This window comes from Arthrobacter sp. MMS24-S77 (assembly GCF_054888235.1).
The window spans coordinates 1,326,586-1,343,138 of sequence record NZ_JBTZRN010000001.1 but is presented as its reverse complement, the minus strand read 5'-3'; the positions used below and the strand labels follow the sequence as shown (position 1 = coordinate 1,343,138).

Here is a 16,553-nt window from a genome sequence, read left to right as displayed (position 1 = left end):
GCCGCGCCACGCCCGGGATTTTTCCGCGCCACCCGCGCGTCCCCGCGAAAAACGGAAGCCCCGAATCAGTTAATATGCATTTTCGTTGAATTTCAGGGAAATCATGCGGCCGCTGGAACGTCGGGCAATCGACCCCAGGCAGCCCTGTGTGGCGTAATTCACATACTCCCATGGCTGGCCGGGCGGCCCGTGGCAAGATGTAGCCATGAGCACCCCCGCAATGAACCTGATGGCAGCCCTGCGTTCCGGGCACGCCACGTCACCCCGCCTGACCTGGTACGGACCGGACGCCGAACGGGTGGAACTTTCAGGCCGTGTTCTGGACAATTGGGTCGCCAAGACCAGCAACCTGCTTCAGGACGAGTTCGACGCCGAGCCGGGAATGAGCCTGCGCTTGGACCTGCCGGCCCATTGGAAGTCCCTTGTGTGGGCGCTGGCCGGCTGGCAACTGGGCATGGAATTGGTGCTCGACGGCGGCAGTGCCGATCTCCTTGTGACGGACACCCCCGACGTCGGCGCTGGCGCGGACTTTGACGCGGTCGTCGCCGTGCCGCTAGCGGCGCTCGCGATGCGCTGGCCCGGAGAACTGCCGGTCGGCGTCGTGGACTACGCGGCGGAAGTCCGCTCCCACGGCGACGTTTTCATGGCCCACGCCGAACCGGACGCCGCACTGCCGGCCTTGCGCCGCCCTGAAACCGGACACTCGCACGGTGAATTGCTGGACGGCTTTGCCAAGGAACACGAGGCCGGCGTTCGGCTGCTGGTCCGTGCGGCCGACGGCTTGGAATCGGCCCTGGCAGACGCGCTGGGCGCTTGGAAGGAAGACGGCTCCGTGGTGCTGGTTCACCCCGACGTTGAAATCACGCGGCACCTGCTGGACAACGAACGCGTCAGCGGCGCTTGACCGCCTCTTCGCCTTCCTTGGAGCCAGCGTCGGCGTTAGCCTCCGCGTGAGCGGCGTGGATGGCCTTGGCCTTGGCCTTGTGATGGGCTTCGATGAGCTCGTGGTCATGCGAGAAGGCCGGCTCTTCGTCCAGTTCTTCGTTGAAGACCCAGAACCGGTAGGCAAAGAATCGGAAAATCGTTCCGAGGATCAAACCGACTACGCTGCCCGCGATGAAGAGCGAGGGCTTGTCATTCAGGCCCAGCAGGTACTTGGCGACCCACACACAGCCCGAGGCGATCAACAGACCGACGATGTTCATCACGGCGAACAACACAGCCTCACGGACCACGTTGGCTTGCTTGCGGTGACGGAAGGTCCAGAATCTATTGGCAACCCAGGAAAAGATGCTGGCCACGACCGTTGCGATAGCCTTGGCCCAGACCTCGCTGCCGTGCATGGGGCCGGAGAACAGCCAGATGTACACAGCTGAATCTATGACGAACGCAACACCGCCGACAGCGCCGAACTTGGCTACTTCGCGCCAAAAGAGCGAGGCAAGCCCGCGGATGCGATCTGCAAGTGTGTTGATCATGACCCTCCATGGCCGTTGTTCTAGGGGGCCGATGGGCCGAAGTCTCCATTTTAGCGCCGTTTCCTTGGAGCTTGCCGAATTGTTCCGCGCAGGCGGCCCGCGCGGGAACCCTTTCGGCAGGCGCGCAAGGCAAGCGCGGCCGGCAGAATCTAGGAACGGGCTGCTGGTTCGGTAGGCTGAACCTTGTGACTTTTCCTGTAATTGGCGTGGTGGGCGGCGGCCAGCTCGCACGAATGATGGCTCCGGCCGCAACCGCTCTTGGCTTTGAACTCCGTGTCCTTGCTGAAGGCGAGGACGTTTCTGCCGTCCAGGCCGTGGCAACGGCTCCCGTTGGCGACTACAAGGACCTCGCAGCCCTGCTCGAGTTCTCCAAGGGATTGGACGTCATGACGTTCGACCACGAGCATGTCCCCACCGAGCACCTTCGTGCCTTGATCGAGGCCGGCGTCAATGTCCAGCCGGGCCCGGATGCCCTCGTGCACGCGCAGGACAAACTGGTGATGCGTGCCGCGATCGACCGCCTGGGGCTGCCCAACCCGGAGTGGGCTGCCGTCCACGGCGTCGACGACCTTGTGGCTTTCGGTGAGCAGATCGGCTGGCCGATCGTCTTGAAGACCCCCCGCGGCGGCTATGACGGCAAGGGCGTTCGAATCGTTCACTCTGCCGACGACGCCCGGACCACCACGGACTGGTTCGAGGCCATGAGCCCGCTGCTGGCCGAGGCGAAGGTTGAGTTCAGCCGCGAGCTGTCCGCACTCGTCGCAAGAACCCCCGACGGCGAATCCCGCGCCTGGCCGGTTGTCCACACCGTCCAGGTGGACGGTGTCTGCGACGAAGTCATTGCGCCGGCCCAGGATATTCCCGTGGAGGTCGCCGCCGCCGCCGAAGAGGCCGCGCTGCGGATCGCCAATGAACTCGGCGTCACGGGCGTCATGGCGGCAGAACTCTTCGAGACTCCCGGCGTCGGTGTCGGCTTCCTGGTCAACGAGCTCGCAATGCGCCCGCATAACACCGGCCACTGGACGCAGGACGGATCCGTCACCAGCCAGTTTGAGCAGCACTTGCGCGCAGTCCTCAACCTCCCCCTCGGCGCCACGGATGCCCTGGGCGCGGTGGTGGTGATGAAGAACTTCCTGGGCGGTGCCAACCAGGATCTCTTCAGCGCCTACCCCAAAGCCCTCGCCTACGAGCCCGCCGCGAAGGTCCACTGCTACGGCAAATCCGTGCGCGCCGGCCGTAAGATCGGCCACGTGAACCTCGTCGGCACCTCCACAGCAGACGTCGATTCCATCCGACACCGTGCCACAGTTGTGGCCGACATCATCCGTGACGGCCGCATGCCGGCAGAGACCACCACCGAGGAGACCGCATGAGCGCAGAAAACATGGATGCCGGGAACGTCGCCCCGATCGTTGGCCTGGTCATGGGCTCCGACTCCGATTGGCCCGTCATGGAAGCTGCGGCGGACGCCCTGGCAGAATTCGGCATCCCCTTCGAAGCCGACGTAGTCTCCGCCCACCGCATGCCCACGGAAATGATCCGCTACGGGCAGACCGCCCATGAGCGCGGTATCCGCGTCATCATCGCCGGAGCAGGCGGCGCTGCCCACTTGCCGGGCATGCTCGCATCCGTCACTCCGCTGCCCGTGATTGGCGTCCCGGTCCCGCTGAAGACCCTGGATGGCATGGATTCCCTCTTGTCCATCGTGCAGATGCCCGCGGGCGTACCCGTGGCGACCGTTTCGATCGGCGGCGCCCGCAACGCTGGCCTTCTGGCCGTGCGTATCCTTGCTTCCGGAACCGATGAACTGGCCGTCAAGCTTCGTGGCGACCTGCTCTCGTTTGCCCGGGAACTCAACAACACCGCCACTGAAAAAGGGGCCAGGCTCCGCGACAAGGTGGCTGAAGTGTTCTCCACGGCCAACGTCTCCGCCCGGGGCAGCCGCTAAGAGGGCGTTGCAATGTCCAATAGCCAGCCTAGGACGAACCAGCCCGGAACGAACGAGCCCAGGACGAACCAGCCCAGGACGAACCTGACGGATCCTTTGCGGTTCCCAGCGGGCGCCAGCGCGACTCTCCGCACCAAACGCGCCTTCGTGCTCCTCCTCCTGACCCTGTTTGTACCTGGCAGCGCACAATTGGTGGCAGGCAACCGCAGGCTTGGCCGGACGGCCCTGCGCTTCACCTTCACGGCTTGGGCCTTGGGGATCGGGGCACTCCTCCTGGCCGTCTTCAACCGGCCCCTGTTGCTGAACATCGCCACGCATCCCGTGGCGTCCTTCGCCTTGATCCTGGTCCTTGTGGCCCTTGCCGTAGGCTGGGCCCTCCTGTTCATCAACACGCTCAGGATCATCCGGCCCGTGCTGCTGGCCCCCGGAATGCGCCCTATCGTGGGGATCGCCCTGCTAGTGTCCTTGATCGCCAGCAGTGGAACCCTGGGGTACCTCGCCTATACCTTGAACGTTGGCCGCAACGCCATCGGGGACATTTTTGCCAATGGTCCTGCGATCGACCCCGTTGACGGCCGCTACAACTTCCTCATGTTCGGCGGCGACGGCGGCGATGACCGCACGGGCCGCAGGCCGGACAGCCTTTCGGTCATCAGCGTCGATGCCGCCACGGGGCAGAGTTCCATCATCTCGATCCCCCGCAACCTCCAGAATGCCCAGTTCAGCGCCGACTCGCCCATGCGCGCGGTCTACCCCGACGGCTACAACTGCGGCAACGAATGCCTCATCAATGCCATCAACACCGATGTCACAAACAACCACAAGGACCTGTATCCCGGCGTCACGGATCCCGGAGCCCAAGCCACCCTGGAAGCCGTCTCCGGCACGCTGGGCATCAAAGTCCAGGCTTATGTGCTGGTCGACATGGACGGCTTCTCTAAACTGATCGATGCCATGGGCGGCATCCGCATCAAGGCCGGCGGCTGGGTGCCTGTCAGTGGCAACCTCCTGCCAGGAAGCGACACGAGGCATGTGAAGCCGCAGGGATGGATCCCGGCCGGCGAACAGAAGCTCAACGGATTCCAAGCCCAGTGGTACAGCCGATCCCGTGAAAACGTCGACGACTACGCCCGCATCCAGCGTCAACAATGCGTACAGCAGGCCATGCTCAAGCAATTGGATCCGGGCACTCTGCTGTCGAAATTCGAGGGCATCGCGAATGCCGGCACCAAAGTTGTCGAGTCCAACATTTCGTCTGCGCAGTTGGGCAGTTTTGTGGATCTGGCCATCAAGTCCAAGAGCCAGCCCGTCTCCCGCCTGACCATCGGTCCGCCTGATTTCGACGCGGCGTTCTCCACCACGCCGGACTTCAACGTGATCCACGACCGCGTGCAGCAATTGCTCAAGCCCCAGGCGTCTCCCAAGGCGGCGGACACGGTGGTCGGCACCCGGCCGGCAACCGGCGTCGGGCTTCAAGCGGGTGGCCAGCAGGCCCCCGAAGTTCCGGCGGAAGCACAGCCTTCCCCCGCGGACTTCACTCCCGTCACTACCCGCCCGGACGGCCAGCCAATCACGGCAGAGTATCTCGATTCCCTTTATGATGCTCAGGACTACGCCATGCTGGATCAGCTTCTGGCCAGCAACGGGCAATGCAGGCCGTTGTAGGCTGGCTAGCGCCCGAATTACCCCGAACGTACCCCGTAATGACAAGGATCCCCTGCCGTGTACCAGCTTGAGAACGTTCTGCGACCGTATGCATGGGGATCGACGACGGCGATCTCCACCCTGCTGGGAAGGCCCGCCTCGGGCGGCCCCGAGGCGGAGCTGTGGATCGGAGCGCACCCGGACTCGCCGTCCCAGGCCACCCGCCCCGATGGGTCCTCCGTGGCCTTGGACGCCTTGATCAGCGCAGATCCCGCCCATTTCCTGGGCGAATCCAGCCTGGCCGAATTCGGTCCCCGGCTGCCCTTCCTGACCAAGCTTCTTGCCGCAGACAAGCCTTTGTCCCTGCAGGTGCACCCAGGGCTGCAGCAAGCCCGGGAAGGCTTCGCAAAGGAAAATGCCGCGGGCGTGGCAGCCGATGCACCGGAGCGCAATTACCGGGATGACAACCACAAACCGGAGATGATTTTCGCGCTGACCCCGTTTGAGGCGCTGTGCGGTTTCCGTCCAGCGGCCGATTCACAGCGCGTCTTCGAGCACCTCGCGACTCTCCTGGACCTGGCCGCCGTCGACGTTCCGGACGTGATCACGGGGGTCATCGCCGACCTGTCCGGAACTGACGAGTCCGCGGCCCTCAAGGCTGCGTTCACCCGGCTGATTACCGGCGGGGATGCCGTCCCCGCGGCAACGGAGCAGGTGGTCTCCGTCTTGAGGTCGGGAGCACCGATGGGCCTCCATACTGCGGAACTCACCACTTTGGTGGGCATCAACAGCGAGTTCCCGGGCGATCCCGGCGTCCTGATTTCCCTCCTCCTGAATCTTGTCTTCCTGGCTCCGGGCGAGTCCGTTTACCTCCCGGGTGGGAACGTCCACGCTTACTTGAAGGGCCTCGGGGTGGAGGTCATGGCGGCCTCGGACAATGTGCTCCGCGGTGGCCTCACCCCCAAGCACATCGATGTTCCTGAGCTCCTGAAGACCATCGAGTTCGCTTCGCTCGGCGTGCCGCGCATCGAGCCGCGGACCTCCGGTTTTGGCCAGGATCTCTACGTGCCGCCGTTCAGGGAATTCCAACTCCAGCGCATCGAGTTGGCTCCCGGAGCGGAACCGGTGCCGCTGGCGCAAGTCGGTCCCGCCGTCGTCGTGGTCGTCTCGGGTTCGGTCGTGCTCGACTCCCCCAAGAGCGAACTCGCCGTCGCCCGCGGCGGAAGTGCGTTCATTCCGGCGTCCGAAGAGCCCGTCATGGTGCACCCGGTTTCCGGGGCAGCCGGAACCAGCGTTGCCTTCGCCGTAACAACGGGGCTGGGGAACTAGACCGTGGAGTACTTCCTGCAGACGCCCGCTTGGGCGTCCTTCCAGCGTTCCCTCGGCCGTACCGTGTACGAAGAGTCCGGCCCGGGATGGCGTTTCCTTGCCGTGGAGGAAAAGAACCCCGCCGGCAAGGTGATCTACACGCCGTACGGACCTGTGGCCGATTCGCCGGAGGCCTTTGACGCGGCTCTTGCGGCGCTTGTGGACATCGCGCGCCGCAGCCGGGCAGTGTTCGTCCGGATGGAACCCGTCACTGCCGGGTTCGAAGCCGTCGACGCCGGTGCAATATTGCGGGCACGCGGCCTGCAGCCCGCGCCGTCCAACCAGCAGCCGGAACTGAGTTGGATTGTGGACCTCGAGGGCGATTTCAAGGACGTCCTTGCGGGCATGAAACCCACCAACCGGAACCTGTACCGCAACATCCACAAAAAGGGGGTCACCTTCCGGTCTTCGCAGGATCCTGAAGAGATCTCGATACTTCTCAACTTCCTGCACATGACAGCGGCACGCAACGGTTTCAAGCCCCAGAGCGACGACTACCTGAGCTCGGTAGCCCGTTCCCTCATGCCTGCCGGCGCCGGCACACTGTTCATCGCCGAACTAGAAGGCGAGCCCATTGCCGCCGCCCTGGCGTACGACTCGGCAGACACGCGTACCTACGCCCACGCGGCACTCGATGACACGCACCGCAAGCTCAGTGCGGGCATCCCGTTGCTCGTGACCCTCATGGCGGATGCCAAGGACAAGGGGCTCAAGCACGTCGACCTGTGGGGCGTGGCTCCGGAAGACGAGCCTGACCACAAGTGGGCCGGATTCACCGCCTTCAAGAAGTCCTTCGGGGGCCGCGAAATCGCCTACCCCGGCACATGGGACCTTCCCGTCAACAAGTTCCGGTACGGCGCCTACCAAGTGGCCCGGAAGCTTCGCGAAAAGCTCCGCTAGGGCTCCTCGGCGCGAACTGGCATTAAATGCCCTCAAAATCCGATTCTGCGGGCATTTGCTGCCAACTCGCGGCCTGTCCAGAGCGCCCGCCGAACTTTCGCGACCACTTCCGGCCGGGGCCCGAGCCGCCCGTGGTATTGGAGCGAGATCCGCTCCTTCACGTAAGCGGCATCGGGCCAAAGGGCAGGGGCACCCCACTCATTGAAGATGACGTGGTTTAGCGTGGGTTCGGGCAGCCCGCGCCGCGGATCCATGGCTAAGGCAGCACTCTGGATCGAGCTCGGTGTAACCCCGTAAATGCTCCGCCACCGTCCCTGTGCTGTGCAGCGGCAGGCGCAGTCCCCGCGACAACGTGACAATGCCGTCGCGGGCCCTTCTCCCTATTAGCCCGACGGAAGTCTGCGGGCGCGCAAAAGGGCGGTGGGATCGTGACAGCGGCGTCAGAATCGACGAGGAACGAGGAGATAGCCGCCGAGCGATCGTGCCGCCCTTTTGCACTAAGCCAGGAGTTACTTGCGGGCGTAGCCCTCCCACTTGCTGGCCTGGTGCTCGCCTTCGACGAAACGGATGGTCCCGGACTTGGACCGCATCACGATGGACTGGGTGAGGACCTTGTCCTTGGAGTAGCGCACGCCCTTGAGGAGGTCGCCGTCGGTGATGCCGGTCGCGGCGAAGTAGCAGTTGTCGCTCGTCACGAGGTCGTTCGTGGAGAGGACGCGCTCGAGGTCGTGGCCGGCGTCGATGGCCTTCTGCTTCTCGTCATCGCTGGTGGGCCACAGCCGGCCCTGGATGACACCGCCGAGGGACTTGATGGCACAAGCTGCAACGATGCCCTCAGGGGTGCCGCCGATGCCCATCAGGGCGTCGACGCCGGTGCCGGAACGTGCGGCGGCAATGGCGCCTGCGACGTCGCCGTCCATGATGAACTTGGTGCGGGCGCCGGCTTCACGGATTTCCTCCACCAGCGGGCGGTGGCGGTCGCGGTCCAGGATCATGACGTTGAGCTGGTTGACCTTGACGCCCTTGGCCTTGGCGATCAGGTGCAGGTTCTGCTTCACCGGCAGACGCAGGTCCACCATGTCGGCGGCCTCAGGACCGGTGACGAGCTTTTCCATGTAGAAGACTGCAGAGGGATCGAACATGGTGCCGCGTTCGGCCACTGCCAGCACGGCGAGGGCGTTGTTGATGCCCAAGGCAGTCAGGCGGGTTCCGTCGATGGGGTCGACGGCGACGTCGCACTCCGGTCCGGTGCCGTCGCCGACGTGCTCTCCGTTGAAGAGCATGGGGGCTTCGTCCTTCTCACCCTCGCCAATGACAACGACGCCGTTGAAATGGACGGTGTGGAGGAACGAGCGCATGGCGTCGACTGCGGCGCCGTCGGCCTTGTTCTTATCGCCGAAGCCGACCCAGTGACCGCCGGCAATTGCGGCGGCCTCGGTGACGCGGACAAGTTCGAGGGCCAGGTTGCGGTCCGGCTCATCGGTCCCGACGGCGAGCGCCGGCGAAATCGTGGAATACTTCTGGGACATTGGCGCTGGAGACACGTGAACCTCTTCTTCGATGATGCGATTCGTGGGACCAGGAACGGCCACGCTTGGCGGCCTGGATGATTCCTCTACAAGAGATCATAGTCGGGGCTGGGCACACGGGTCATGGGATGACCGACTCTCGGAATACCCCTTGCGCGGATGGCCCGATGTGTATTAGCCGCTTGGATAAGGGACTATTGAAGCGTGAGTGATACGCAGGACAAAGCAATTGCCGCCGCCCCTTCGGACAACGGGGGCAACACCGCAGCTGGCACCGAGGACACCGGCCAACCGATCGTCAAGCCCGTCATCCCGGCGAAAGCAGCCAAACGCGCCAACGCCTCTGTGATCGGCATGCTCATCGCGTTGCTCCTCTGCGTCGTGGCATTCCTGCCGATCGTGCTCATGAACCCGGCACCTAAGAGCAACGGCTACCGGCCCAACGTCAATGTGGCCGCAACCGCCGCCAACGCCAAAGATGTGGCGGGTTTCACACCCGTCGCGCCGGATACCGGCGACACATTTAGTCCAAACTACGCACGCTGGGTCTCCGGGACCGGCGACGGCGTACCCACCTGGGAGGTCGGATACCTTACTCCCAAGCAAGCGTTCATCGGAATTGTCCAGACCCACAAGGCCAATCCGACATGGATCTTCCAGCAGACCGGCAGCGCCCCCGTCACGGGGACGCGTAACGCAGGGGGCCACGACTGGGAGCTCCACGACACGGCCAAGGGCAACCGCAGCATGGTCCTGAACTACCGCGGCACCACGATCATCCTGAGCGGCAGCGCAGGACTGGACGAGTTCTCCACCCTGGCCGCAGCCGTTGTGAAGGCAGCGGATGCAGCTCCGGCGGCTTCCCCGGTCGCAAGCACGAAGCCTGGTGAAACAGTTTCGCAGCCTGCCACCTCCACGCCGTAAAGTAGCGCCGTGGCTACCTACCTGACTCCTGCCCTTGCCTGGCGCCGTTTGCGCGAAGGAAATGAACGCTTTGTGGCCGGGGAATCCCTGCACCCCAACCAGGATGCCTCGCGCCGGAACTCCCTCGTTGAGGACCAGCATCCCTTTGCCGTGATTTTCGGCTGCTCGGATTCCCGCCTGGCCGCCGAGATCATTTTCGACCTCGGACTCGGCGATGCCTTCGTGGTCCGCACCGCCGGCCAGGTGATCGACGACGCCGTCCTCGGTTCGCTTGAGTACAGCATTTCCGAACTTCACGTCCCCCTCATCGTGATCCTTGGCCACGATAGCTGCGGCGCAGTGAAGGCAACCAAGGCCGCCGTGGAGACCGGCGAGATGCCGGTCGGTTTCATCCGCTCCCTGGTGGAGCGCATCACCCCGTCCGTCCTGACCGCAGTGCGCAACGAGCAGACGGACGTCAACGACATGGTGGTGGAGCACGTCAAGCAAACGGCCCGTCGCTTGGCGGACAGTTCGCGTGTGATTTCCGCCGCGATCGACGACGGCCGCGTCGCCGTCGTCGGGCTTTCCTACAAACTGGACGAAGGCCGTGCGGCGCTGGTTTCCGGGATCGGCAAGCTTTAGACCCGCCCCCGCAACGCCGTCGAACGGGCGGCAAGCGGCGGCCGTAGCTTTGCAGGGCCGGTTTTCGGTCAAGCGGCCGCTCGCCATAAGCTAGCCCCATGACTTCCACTCAAGAATCCAACACGGCCGAGTTCCGTATTGAACATGACACGATGGGCGAAGTTCGCGTCCCCGTGAACGCACTGTACCGCGCCCAGACGCAGCGCGCCGTGGAGAACTTCCCGATCTCCGGCAAGACGCTTGAGCGCGCACACATCGAGGCCCTGGCCCGAGTCAAAAAGGCCGCAGCCCTCGCGAACGCTGAACTGGGAGTGCTCGACGGCGAGCTCGCCGAGGCCATTGCCGACGCTGCCGATGAGGTTGCCGCCGGAAAGTACGACGGCGACTTCCCCATCGACGTCTTCCAGACCGGTTCGGGCACGTCCTCCAACATGAACACCAATGAGGTCATCGCGGAGCTTGCGACGCGCGCCCTCGCTGCCGCCGGGAGCGACAAAGTTGTCCACCCGAACGACCACGTCAACGCTTCCCAGTCCTCCAACGACGTCTTCCCGACGTCCGTCCACGTCGCGGCGACGTCGGCCCTGATCAACGACCTAATCCCGGCCCTTGAGCACCTGGCCGCTTCGCTGGACCGCAAGGCCGTGGAGTTCAAGGACGTCGTCAAGTCCGGCCGTACGCACCTCATGGACGCCACCCCGGTGACCTTGGGCCAGGAGTTCGGCGGCTACGCAGCTCAGGTCCGCTACGGCATCGAGCGCATCAATGCCGCCCTCCCCCGCGTTGCCGAGGTCCCCCTGGGCGGCACCGCCGTCGGCACCGGCATCAACACCCCGGAAGGCTTCCCGGAGCGCGTCATCGAGCTCCTCGCCGCCGACACCGGCCTGCCACTCACCGAGGCACGTGACCACTTCGAGGCACAGGCCAACCGGGACGGCCTCATCGAGGGCTCAAGCCAGCTGCGCAACATCGCAATCTCCTTCATGAAGATCAACAACGACCTCCGCTGGATGGGTTCCGGCCCCAACACGGGACTTGGCGAAATCTCCATCCCGGACCTCCAGCCGGGTTCCTCGATCATGCCGGGCAAGGTCAACCCGGTCATCTGCGAAGCCTCGATCATGGTCTGCGCCCAGGTCATCGGCAACGACACCGCCATCGCCTGGTCCGGCACCAACGGCGCCTTCGAGCTCAACGTCGGCATCCCCGTGATGGCCGCCAACCTGCTCGAATCCATCCGACTGCTGGCCAACACGAGCCGAGTGATGGCCGACAAGATGATCGACGGGATCACGGCCAACGTTGAGCGTGCCCGCTTCCTGGCCGAGGCGTCGCCATCCATCGTGACCCCGTTGAACAAATTCATCGGTTACGAAGCAGCGGCAAAGATCGCCAAGAAGGCCGTGGCTGAAGGCCTCACCATCCGCGAGGCCGTGGTCTCCCTCGGTTACCTCGAACGCGGCGAGCTGACGGAGGAGCAGCTGGACAAGGCCCTCGACGTCACCACCATGACCCGCCCGGCCCACAAGGCCTAGCCTCCACTAGTCCAACAAGCCAGTCCGACGGCGGCCGGCACCTTCCCCACGGAAGGTGCCGGCCGCCGTCGTTGTTTCCACTCCGAAGAAGTTTCCGCTCCGAAGAGCTTTTTGCACTTCTTAGAAAAGAGTGCAAAACTTTACTTTGTGGAAAATAGTGCAACTATCGACGGCGGGCTCCGGGAGCGCAAGCGCGCCCAGACCCGCGCGGCGATCTCCGCCGTCGCGCGGTCTTTGACGGCCCAGCGCGGACTCAACGGCTTTACCGTCGAGGAAGCCTGCGAACAGGCCGGGATATCGCGGCGGACGTTCTTCAACTACTTCCATACAAAGGAAGACGCGGTGATCGGCTCTTTCTCCGACGAACTTCCCGAGGACGCACTGGAAGCCTTCAGCCGCAACCCCGCCCGTGCCATCGGGACGATCTCCAGCTCGTTGCTGTCCGCCCTGCGCCAGTTCACCCTGGCAGTCCTTGAGCGGTCCACCGTCAGTCCGTCCGAGATCCGTCAGCTCATCGCCGCCGTCACGGCCGAGCCCCAGCTCCTAGGCCGGCTAACCCGCGAAGGCGAAGTCCGCGAGCGCCAGTTCGCCGAACTCATCGCCGCACGCGAGGGCCTCACCGCAGACCACCCCGAGATCATCATGGCCGCCGCGGTCTTCGGCGCGGTCACCAAGAAGACAAGCCAACAGTTCTTTTCCGAAGAGAACACCCGGCCCTACCGCGAATTGCTGGATCAGAACCTCAACGCGGCACGCGCGCTCTTCGCCCAACCGCTGGACACCAACCCCGTCGAACCCCAGAAGGACCAACTGTGAGTACCACCCTCAAGACCAAAGCGGCGGCACCGCTGCTCTTGACCCAGAGAAGGATCTGGATCATTTTCTCGGCGCTCATCGCCGGAATGCTGCTCTCCAGCCTGGACCAGACCATCGTGTCCACGGCCATGCCCACCATCGTCGGCAAACTCGGCGGCGTGGAGAACCAGGCCTGGATCACCACCGCCTATCTGCTCGCCACCACCATCGTCATGCCGATCTACGGCAAGTTCGGTGACATCCTCGGCAGGCGGAACCTTTTCCTGATGGCCATCGGTTTGTTCACCGCGGCATCCATCGGATGTGCGTTCGCCACCGACTTCTGGGGTTTCGTGATCTTCCGCGCCATCCAGGGCCTGGGCGGCGGCGGTCTGATGATCCTGTCCCAGGCCATCATCGCCGACATCGTGCCGGCCAAGGAACGCGGCAAGTACATGGGTCCTTTGGGCGCCATCTTCGGCCTCTCCGCCGTCGCAGGCCCGCTCCTGGGCGGCTTCTTCGTCGATCACCTGACCTGGGAATGGGCCTTCTACATCAACATCCCCGTTGGCATTGCGGCGTTCACCATCGCCTGGTTCACGCTTACCCTGCCGAACAAGAAGGCCGAAAAGCGCATCGACATCCTGGGTGTGCTGCTGCTGTCCGCTGCCACCGCCTGCCTGGTCTTCTTCACTGACTTCGGTGGCAAGAAGGACCAAGGCTGGGACTCCCCGCTCACTTGGGCCTTCGGCGCCGGCATGGTGCTTGCTGCCTTCCTCTTCGTCCTCGTGGAGCGTAAGGCCGAAGACCCGATCATTCCGTTGAGCCTATTCAAGAACCGGATCTTCATCAACGCGACGGCCATCGGCTTCACCCTGGGCCTGGGCATGTTCGCGGCCATCGCCTTCGTGCCGACGTTCCTGCAGATGTCCTCCGGCACCTCAGCCGCGGTCTCCGGCCTGCTCATGCTGCCGATGATGGTGGGACTGATGGGTACCTCGATCTACTCCGGTATCCGGATCTCCAAGACCGGCAAGTACAAGATGTTCCCGATCCTCGGAGCAAGCCTCACGATCGTTGCGATGTTGTGGCTCACCACGCTCACTGCGGCAACTCCAATCTGGGTCATCTGCATCCAACTCTTCATCTTCGGTGCAGGCCTTGGCTTGATCATGCAGGTCATCGTCCTGGTGGTGCAGAACGCGGTTCCGGCCGAGCAAATCGGCACAGCCACGAGCACCAACAACTACTTCCGCGAGGTCGGGGCTTCGTTGGGCGTTGCGGTCTTCGGCTCGATCTTCACCACACGGCTCGCCGAGTCCCTCACCAAGGCATTCACCGGCGCCGGGGCTTCTGCCGCACAGGCCGCACAGTCCACCAGCAAGCTCGATCCGCAGACCCTGGCCCAACTGCCGGCCCAGCTCAAGGACGCCATCATCAACGCCTATGCCGATTCGCTGGCACCCGTGTTCTGGTACCTGATCCCGTTCATCGTGGCGGCACTCGTGCTCGCCATCACCCTCAAGCAGATCCCGCTCTCCGACACCGCCGGAATGGTGGCCCGGGGCGAGGCTGTCGGGGGCGAGGAAGCGGAACGCCTCGAAGCCGAACGGCTTGAACCGTCTGCCGACGGGACCTCCGAGAACGTTGAGGACCACGACGGCGAGCTCACCCGTCAATCGCGCTGATACGCGACGGCGGTGCCCGGTTCCAGCGCGAGCCTGATGGTTTCGCGGTGGCCAGCGCTGATTTCAGGCAACTCGTCCAGGGCAAACCATCCGACGGCGATTGATTCGTCGTCGTTGACGCGGGCCTCGCCGGAGACGTAACGGCATTTGAAGGCAATATCCAGGAAGTCGCAGACGTCTCCGTTCGGATAGGTGACCGGGCCGATCACACCTACCGCCAGGATCCGCTCCGTTTCGGCCACGACGGCGGTTTCCTCGAAGATCTCCCGGATCAATCCCGGCGCCGGGTGCTCCCCTGGTTCCAGCATTCCCGTGATCAAGGTCCAACGGCCGTTGTCGGTCCGTTGACACAGAAGAACCCGATTATCGTCGTCCAAAACCACGCCGCGCACGCCAGGCAGCCACAACGGATCGTTGCCGATCTTCTCGCGGATTTGCAGGATGAATTCCGGAACCGCCACTGCCTTAGCCCGCTTTCGTTGAAACAGTTGTCACCAGCAAGAGAATCGCCTTCGCTTCCGGATCGGACTCGCTGGTAGGGCGAGTATCCCATTGGCGAAGCCCGAATGACAGCGGGCGGGGCTGCTCGGGCAGGTGCCTTCCCGCCACCCGGGACGGCCGTCCCTAGGCGGGCAGGGCAAGCATTGCCGCCGCAGCACCGGCCAGCATGAACGGCCCGAAGGGTATTGACGATTTCAGGGTTCCCCGCCGGGCAGCCAGGACCCCAAGACTCCACAGCCCGCCAAAGAGGAATGCAGCAAACGTTCCGGCGAAGACGTGCGCCCAGCCCAGATAGCCAAGGTACAGGCCTAGAACGCCTGCCAATTTGACGTCGCCGAAGCCCATCCCCGGCGGATACACCAAACGCAGGATGAAGTAGAAAAGCCACAGCACAACTCCCCCGGCCACGATTCCCAAGGCGGGCACCCCCAGGAAGGAGGCGCCGCCGTCGGGCACGTTTCCAGCTGGGCCGCCGGAAAGGTTTCCTGCCGCTCCGCCGCCCAAGTCGACGGCGATCGCTGCGCCGAGCAACAACGCTCCCGCGATGGCGTAGGAGGGGAACACGATCCGGTTGGGCAGCAAGTGGTGCCGGACGTCAATGACGGTGAGGCGGGCAGCCATGATCGCAAAGTAAACACACGCTGCGAGAAGCAGCCAGAAGGCCGGGAAACTGGTCCCCCACAATTCGCCGAGTCGTCGGATCACCCTCGGATGCTATCGGGTTTCCGAAACGCGCGCCGGTCACGCACCCTTAGACTGTGGATATGGGGCGCTACAGTGCAGAAATCCAAGGCAATCCGGACGCCGACATGTCCTCCATCTTCCGAAACCTCTGCCGCTCTTCCCCGTGGAAATGGACAAGCCTGAGGTTCGAATACCTGGACCGGCCAGGGAACGCAGGAGACACCGTGCGCGCCTGGCTGCGTCGGCCGGGAGCGCTTCGGCTAGAAACCATGGATGGCACGCTGCTGCACAGCACCACGGGCATCAACGACTCCCGCGACGGGCTGTACCTTGGTTCCAAGCGGAAATCCTGGCTCTTGCCGGCCCATTTGGTGACCCCCGTTTACGACTCCGGTGGTTTGGTCCGTCGACGCCCCGAGGCGGCATACGGTGAGCCGTCCTTCGGCAACGGACGGCTAGCGGCCGCCCTGGATCCCGTTGAACTCGCGGGGAACGCGCCGGTTCCCATGGAATTTCCCGAATCCAACCGCGTGGCCCTTGGCCCCATTCGGGAAGTGGATCACGAGGGACGCCCGACGCTGGAAACCATCGCGACGCAGGGACACAGTTATGTGGCGTCGGATGCGGCCAAGCCCCTTTGTTTTCCCGGACGCACGCTCTTGCGGGTGGACTCGGGAACGGGCGTGTGCGTTTTGAGCCAATCACTCGACGGCGATACCACCGGCCAGGGGCATTGGATGCTGATCCTGGGGGTGGACGAGTACATGCTGGACGATCTGTTCCTCGCCGAATCGATGAACCTCACCGATGTCAGGAAGCACATCAGCTGGGACATCGGTCCCCGCGCCTAGGCATCGGCCCTCCCACCAAACGCCCGCTCACCTATCGGCCCCTCCAGCGCAACGCCCGCTCACCTATCCGCCCCTCCAGCGCAA

The 16,553-nt window shown here is 64.1% G+C and carries 17 protein-coding genes; 12 read left to right on the top strand and 5 right to left on the bottom strand.

Going from position 1 to position 16,553, the window contains the following annotated elements:
* The first annotated feature begins 205 nt into the window (after positions 1 to 205).
* A complete protein-coding gene (locus ACX5I4_RS06170) occupies positions 206 to 904 on the top strand; it encodes a TIGR03089 family protein (RefSeq protein ID WP_461835897.1) in 699 nt (232 codons plus the stop codon).
* On the opposite strand, the gene ACX5I4_RS06165 is transcribed toward ACX5I4_RS06170, so the two are convergent.
* On the bottom strand, positions 891 to 1,478 hold the full coding sequence (locus tag ACX5I4_RS06165; protein WP_461835896.1) for a GtrA family protein: 588 nt from the start codon (positions 1,476 to 1,478) through the stop codon (positions 891 to 893). The genes ACX5I4_RS06170 and ACX5I4_RS06165 overlap by 14 nt on opposite strands.
* Before the next feature lie 185 nt (positions 1,479 to 1,663).
* On the opposite strand from ACX5I4_RS06165, the gene ACX5I4_RS06160 reads away from it, so the two are divergent.
* From ACX5I4_RS06160 to ACX5I4_RS06140, 5 genes are read left to right on the top strand one after another with little or no spacing between them, the layout of a single operon-like run.
* Positions 1,664 to 2,851, top strand: coding sequence for a 5-(carboxyamino)imidazole ribonucleotide synthase (locus ACX5I4_RS06160; RefSeq protein WP_461835895.1), 1,188 nt, complete (start codon positions 1,664 to 1,666; stop codon positions 2,849 to 2,851).
* Positions 2,848 to 3,426 carry a 5-(carboxyamino)imidazole ribonucleotide mutase gene (purE, locus tag ACX5I4_RS06155; protein WP_461835894.1) on the top strand — a complete coding sequence of 193 codons (579 nt, stop codon included), beginning with the start codon at positions 2,848 to 2,850 and terminating at the stop codon, positions 3,424 to 3,426. The genes ACX5I4_RS06160 and purE overlap by 4 nt, the downstream gene beginning before the upstream one ends.
* 12 nt (positions 3,427 to 3,438) lie before the next feature.
* A complete protein-coding gene (locus ACX5I4_RS06150) occupies positions 3,439 to 5,091 on the top strand; it encodes an LCP family protein (protein ID WP_461835893.1) in 1,653 nt (550 codons plus the stop codon).
* 57 nt (positions 5,092 to 5,148) lie between these two features.
* Positions 5,149 to 6,399, top strand: a complete 1,251-nt coding sequence (gene manA / locus ACX5I4_RS06145) for a mannose-6-phosphate isomerase, class I (protein WP_461835892.1) — start codon at positions 5,149 to 5,151, stop codon at positions 6,397 to 6,399.
* Between the two features lie 3 nt (positions 6,400 to 6,402).
* Positions 6,403 to 7,338 (top strand): lipid II:glycine glycyltransferase FemX, encoded by a 936-nt coding sequence (locus ACX5I4_RS06140; RefSeq protein WP_461835891.1) that lies wholly within the window; start codon positions 6,403 to 6,405, stop codon positions 7,336 to 7,338.
* A gap of 32 nt (positions 7,339 to 7,370) precedes the next feature.
* Here ACX5I4_RS06140 and ACX5I4_RS06135 read toward each other — a convergent pair whose 3' ends face one another.
* Positions 7,371 to 7,592: a hypothetical protein gene (locus tag ACX5I4_RS06135; RefSeq protein ID WP_461835890.1), complete on the bottom strand. Its 222-nt coding sequence runs from the start codon at positions 7,590 to 7,592 to the stop codon at positions 7,371 to 7,373.
* Between the two features lie 255 nt (positions 7,593 to 7,847).
* Entirely contained in the window at positions 7,848 to 8,867 is a 1,020-nt protein-coding gene (gene glpX, locus ACX5I4_RS06130; protein WP_184736742.1) for a class II fructose-bisphosphatase, read from the bottom strand.
* Positions 8,868 to 9,071: 204 nt separating this feature from the next.
* Here glpX and ACX5I4_RS06125 point away from each other — a divergent pair, with 204 nt between their 5' ends.
* The 5 genes from ACX5I4_RS06125 (at position 9,072) to ACX5I4_RS06105 (ending at position 14,433) form a co-directional block, all read left to right on the top strand.
* A complete protein-coding gene (locus ACX5I4_RS06125) occupies positions 9,072 to 9,791 on the top strand; it encodes a DUF4245 domain-containing protein (protein WP_461835889.1) in 720 nt (239 codons plus the stop codon).
* A 9-nt stretch (positions 9,792 to 9,800) separates the two neighbouring features.
* Positions 9,801 to 10,415: a carbonic anhydrase gene (locus tag ACX5I4_RS06120; protein ID WP_461835888.1), complete on the top strand. Its 615-nt coding sequence runs from the start codon at positions 9,801 to 9,803 to the stop codon at positions 10,413 to 10,415.
* Positions 10,416 to 10,513: 98 nt separating this feature from the next.
* On the top strand, positions 10,514 to 11,950 hold the full coding sequence (locus tag ACX5I4_RS06115; protein ID WP_461835887.1) for a class II fumarate hydratase: 1,437 nt from the start codon (positions 10,514 to 10,516) through the stop codon (positions 11,948 to 11,950).
* Between the two features lie 147 nt (positions 11,951 to 12,097).
* A complete protein-coding gene (locus ACX5I4_RS06110; protein WP_461835886.1) occupies positions 12,098 to 12,766 on the top strand; it encodes a TetR/AcrR family transcriptional regulator in 669 nt (222 codons plus the stop codon).
* On the top strand, positions 12,763 to 14,433 hold the full coding sequence (locus tag ACX5I4_RS06105) for an MDR family MFS transporter (RefSeq protein WP_461835885.1): 1,671 nt from the start codon (positions 12,763 to 12,765) through the stop codon (positions 14,431 to 14,433). Before ACX5I4_RS06110 ends, ACX5I4_RS06105 begins: the two co-directional genes overlap by 4 nt.
* On the opposite strand, the gene ACX5I4_RS06100 is transcribed toward ACX5I4_RS06105, so the two are convergent.
* The gene (locus ACX5I4_RS06100) at positions 14,421 to 14,894 is read right to left on the bottom strand and encodes an NUDIX hydrolase (protein WP_461835884.1); all 474 of its coding nucleotides are present in this window, start codon (positions 14,892 to 14,894) and stop codon (positions 14,421 to 14,423) included. The genes ACX5I4_RS06105 and ACX5I4_RS06100 overlap by 13 nt on opposite strands.
* A gap of 163 nt (positions 14,895 to 15,057) precedes the next feature.
* Positions 15,058 to 15,639: a prepilin peptidase gene (locus ACX5I4_RS06095; protein WP_461835883.1), complete on the bottom strand. Its 582-nt coding sequence runs from the start codon at positions 15,637 to 15,639 to the stop codon at positions 15,058 to 15,060.
* A 59-nt stretch (positions 15,640 to 15,698) separates the two neighbouring features.
* Between ACX5I4_RS06095 and ACX5I4_RS06090 the strand changes: the two genes are divergently transcribed.
* Positions 15,699 to 16,469 (top strand): hypothetical protein, encoded by a 771-nt coding sequence (locus ACX5I4_RS06090; RefSeq protein ID WP_461835882.1) that lies wholly within the window; start codon positions 15,699 to 15,701, stop codon positions 16,467 to 16,469.
* The last annotated feature ends 84 nt before the right edge of the window (positions 16,470 to 16,553 follow it).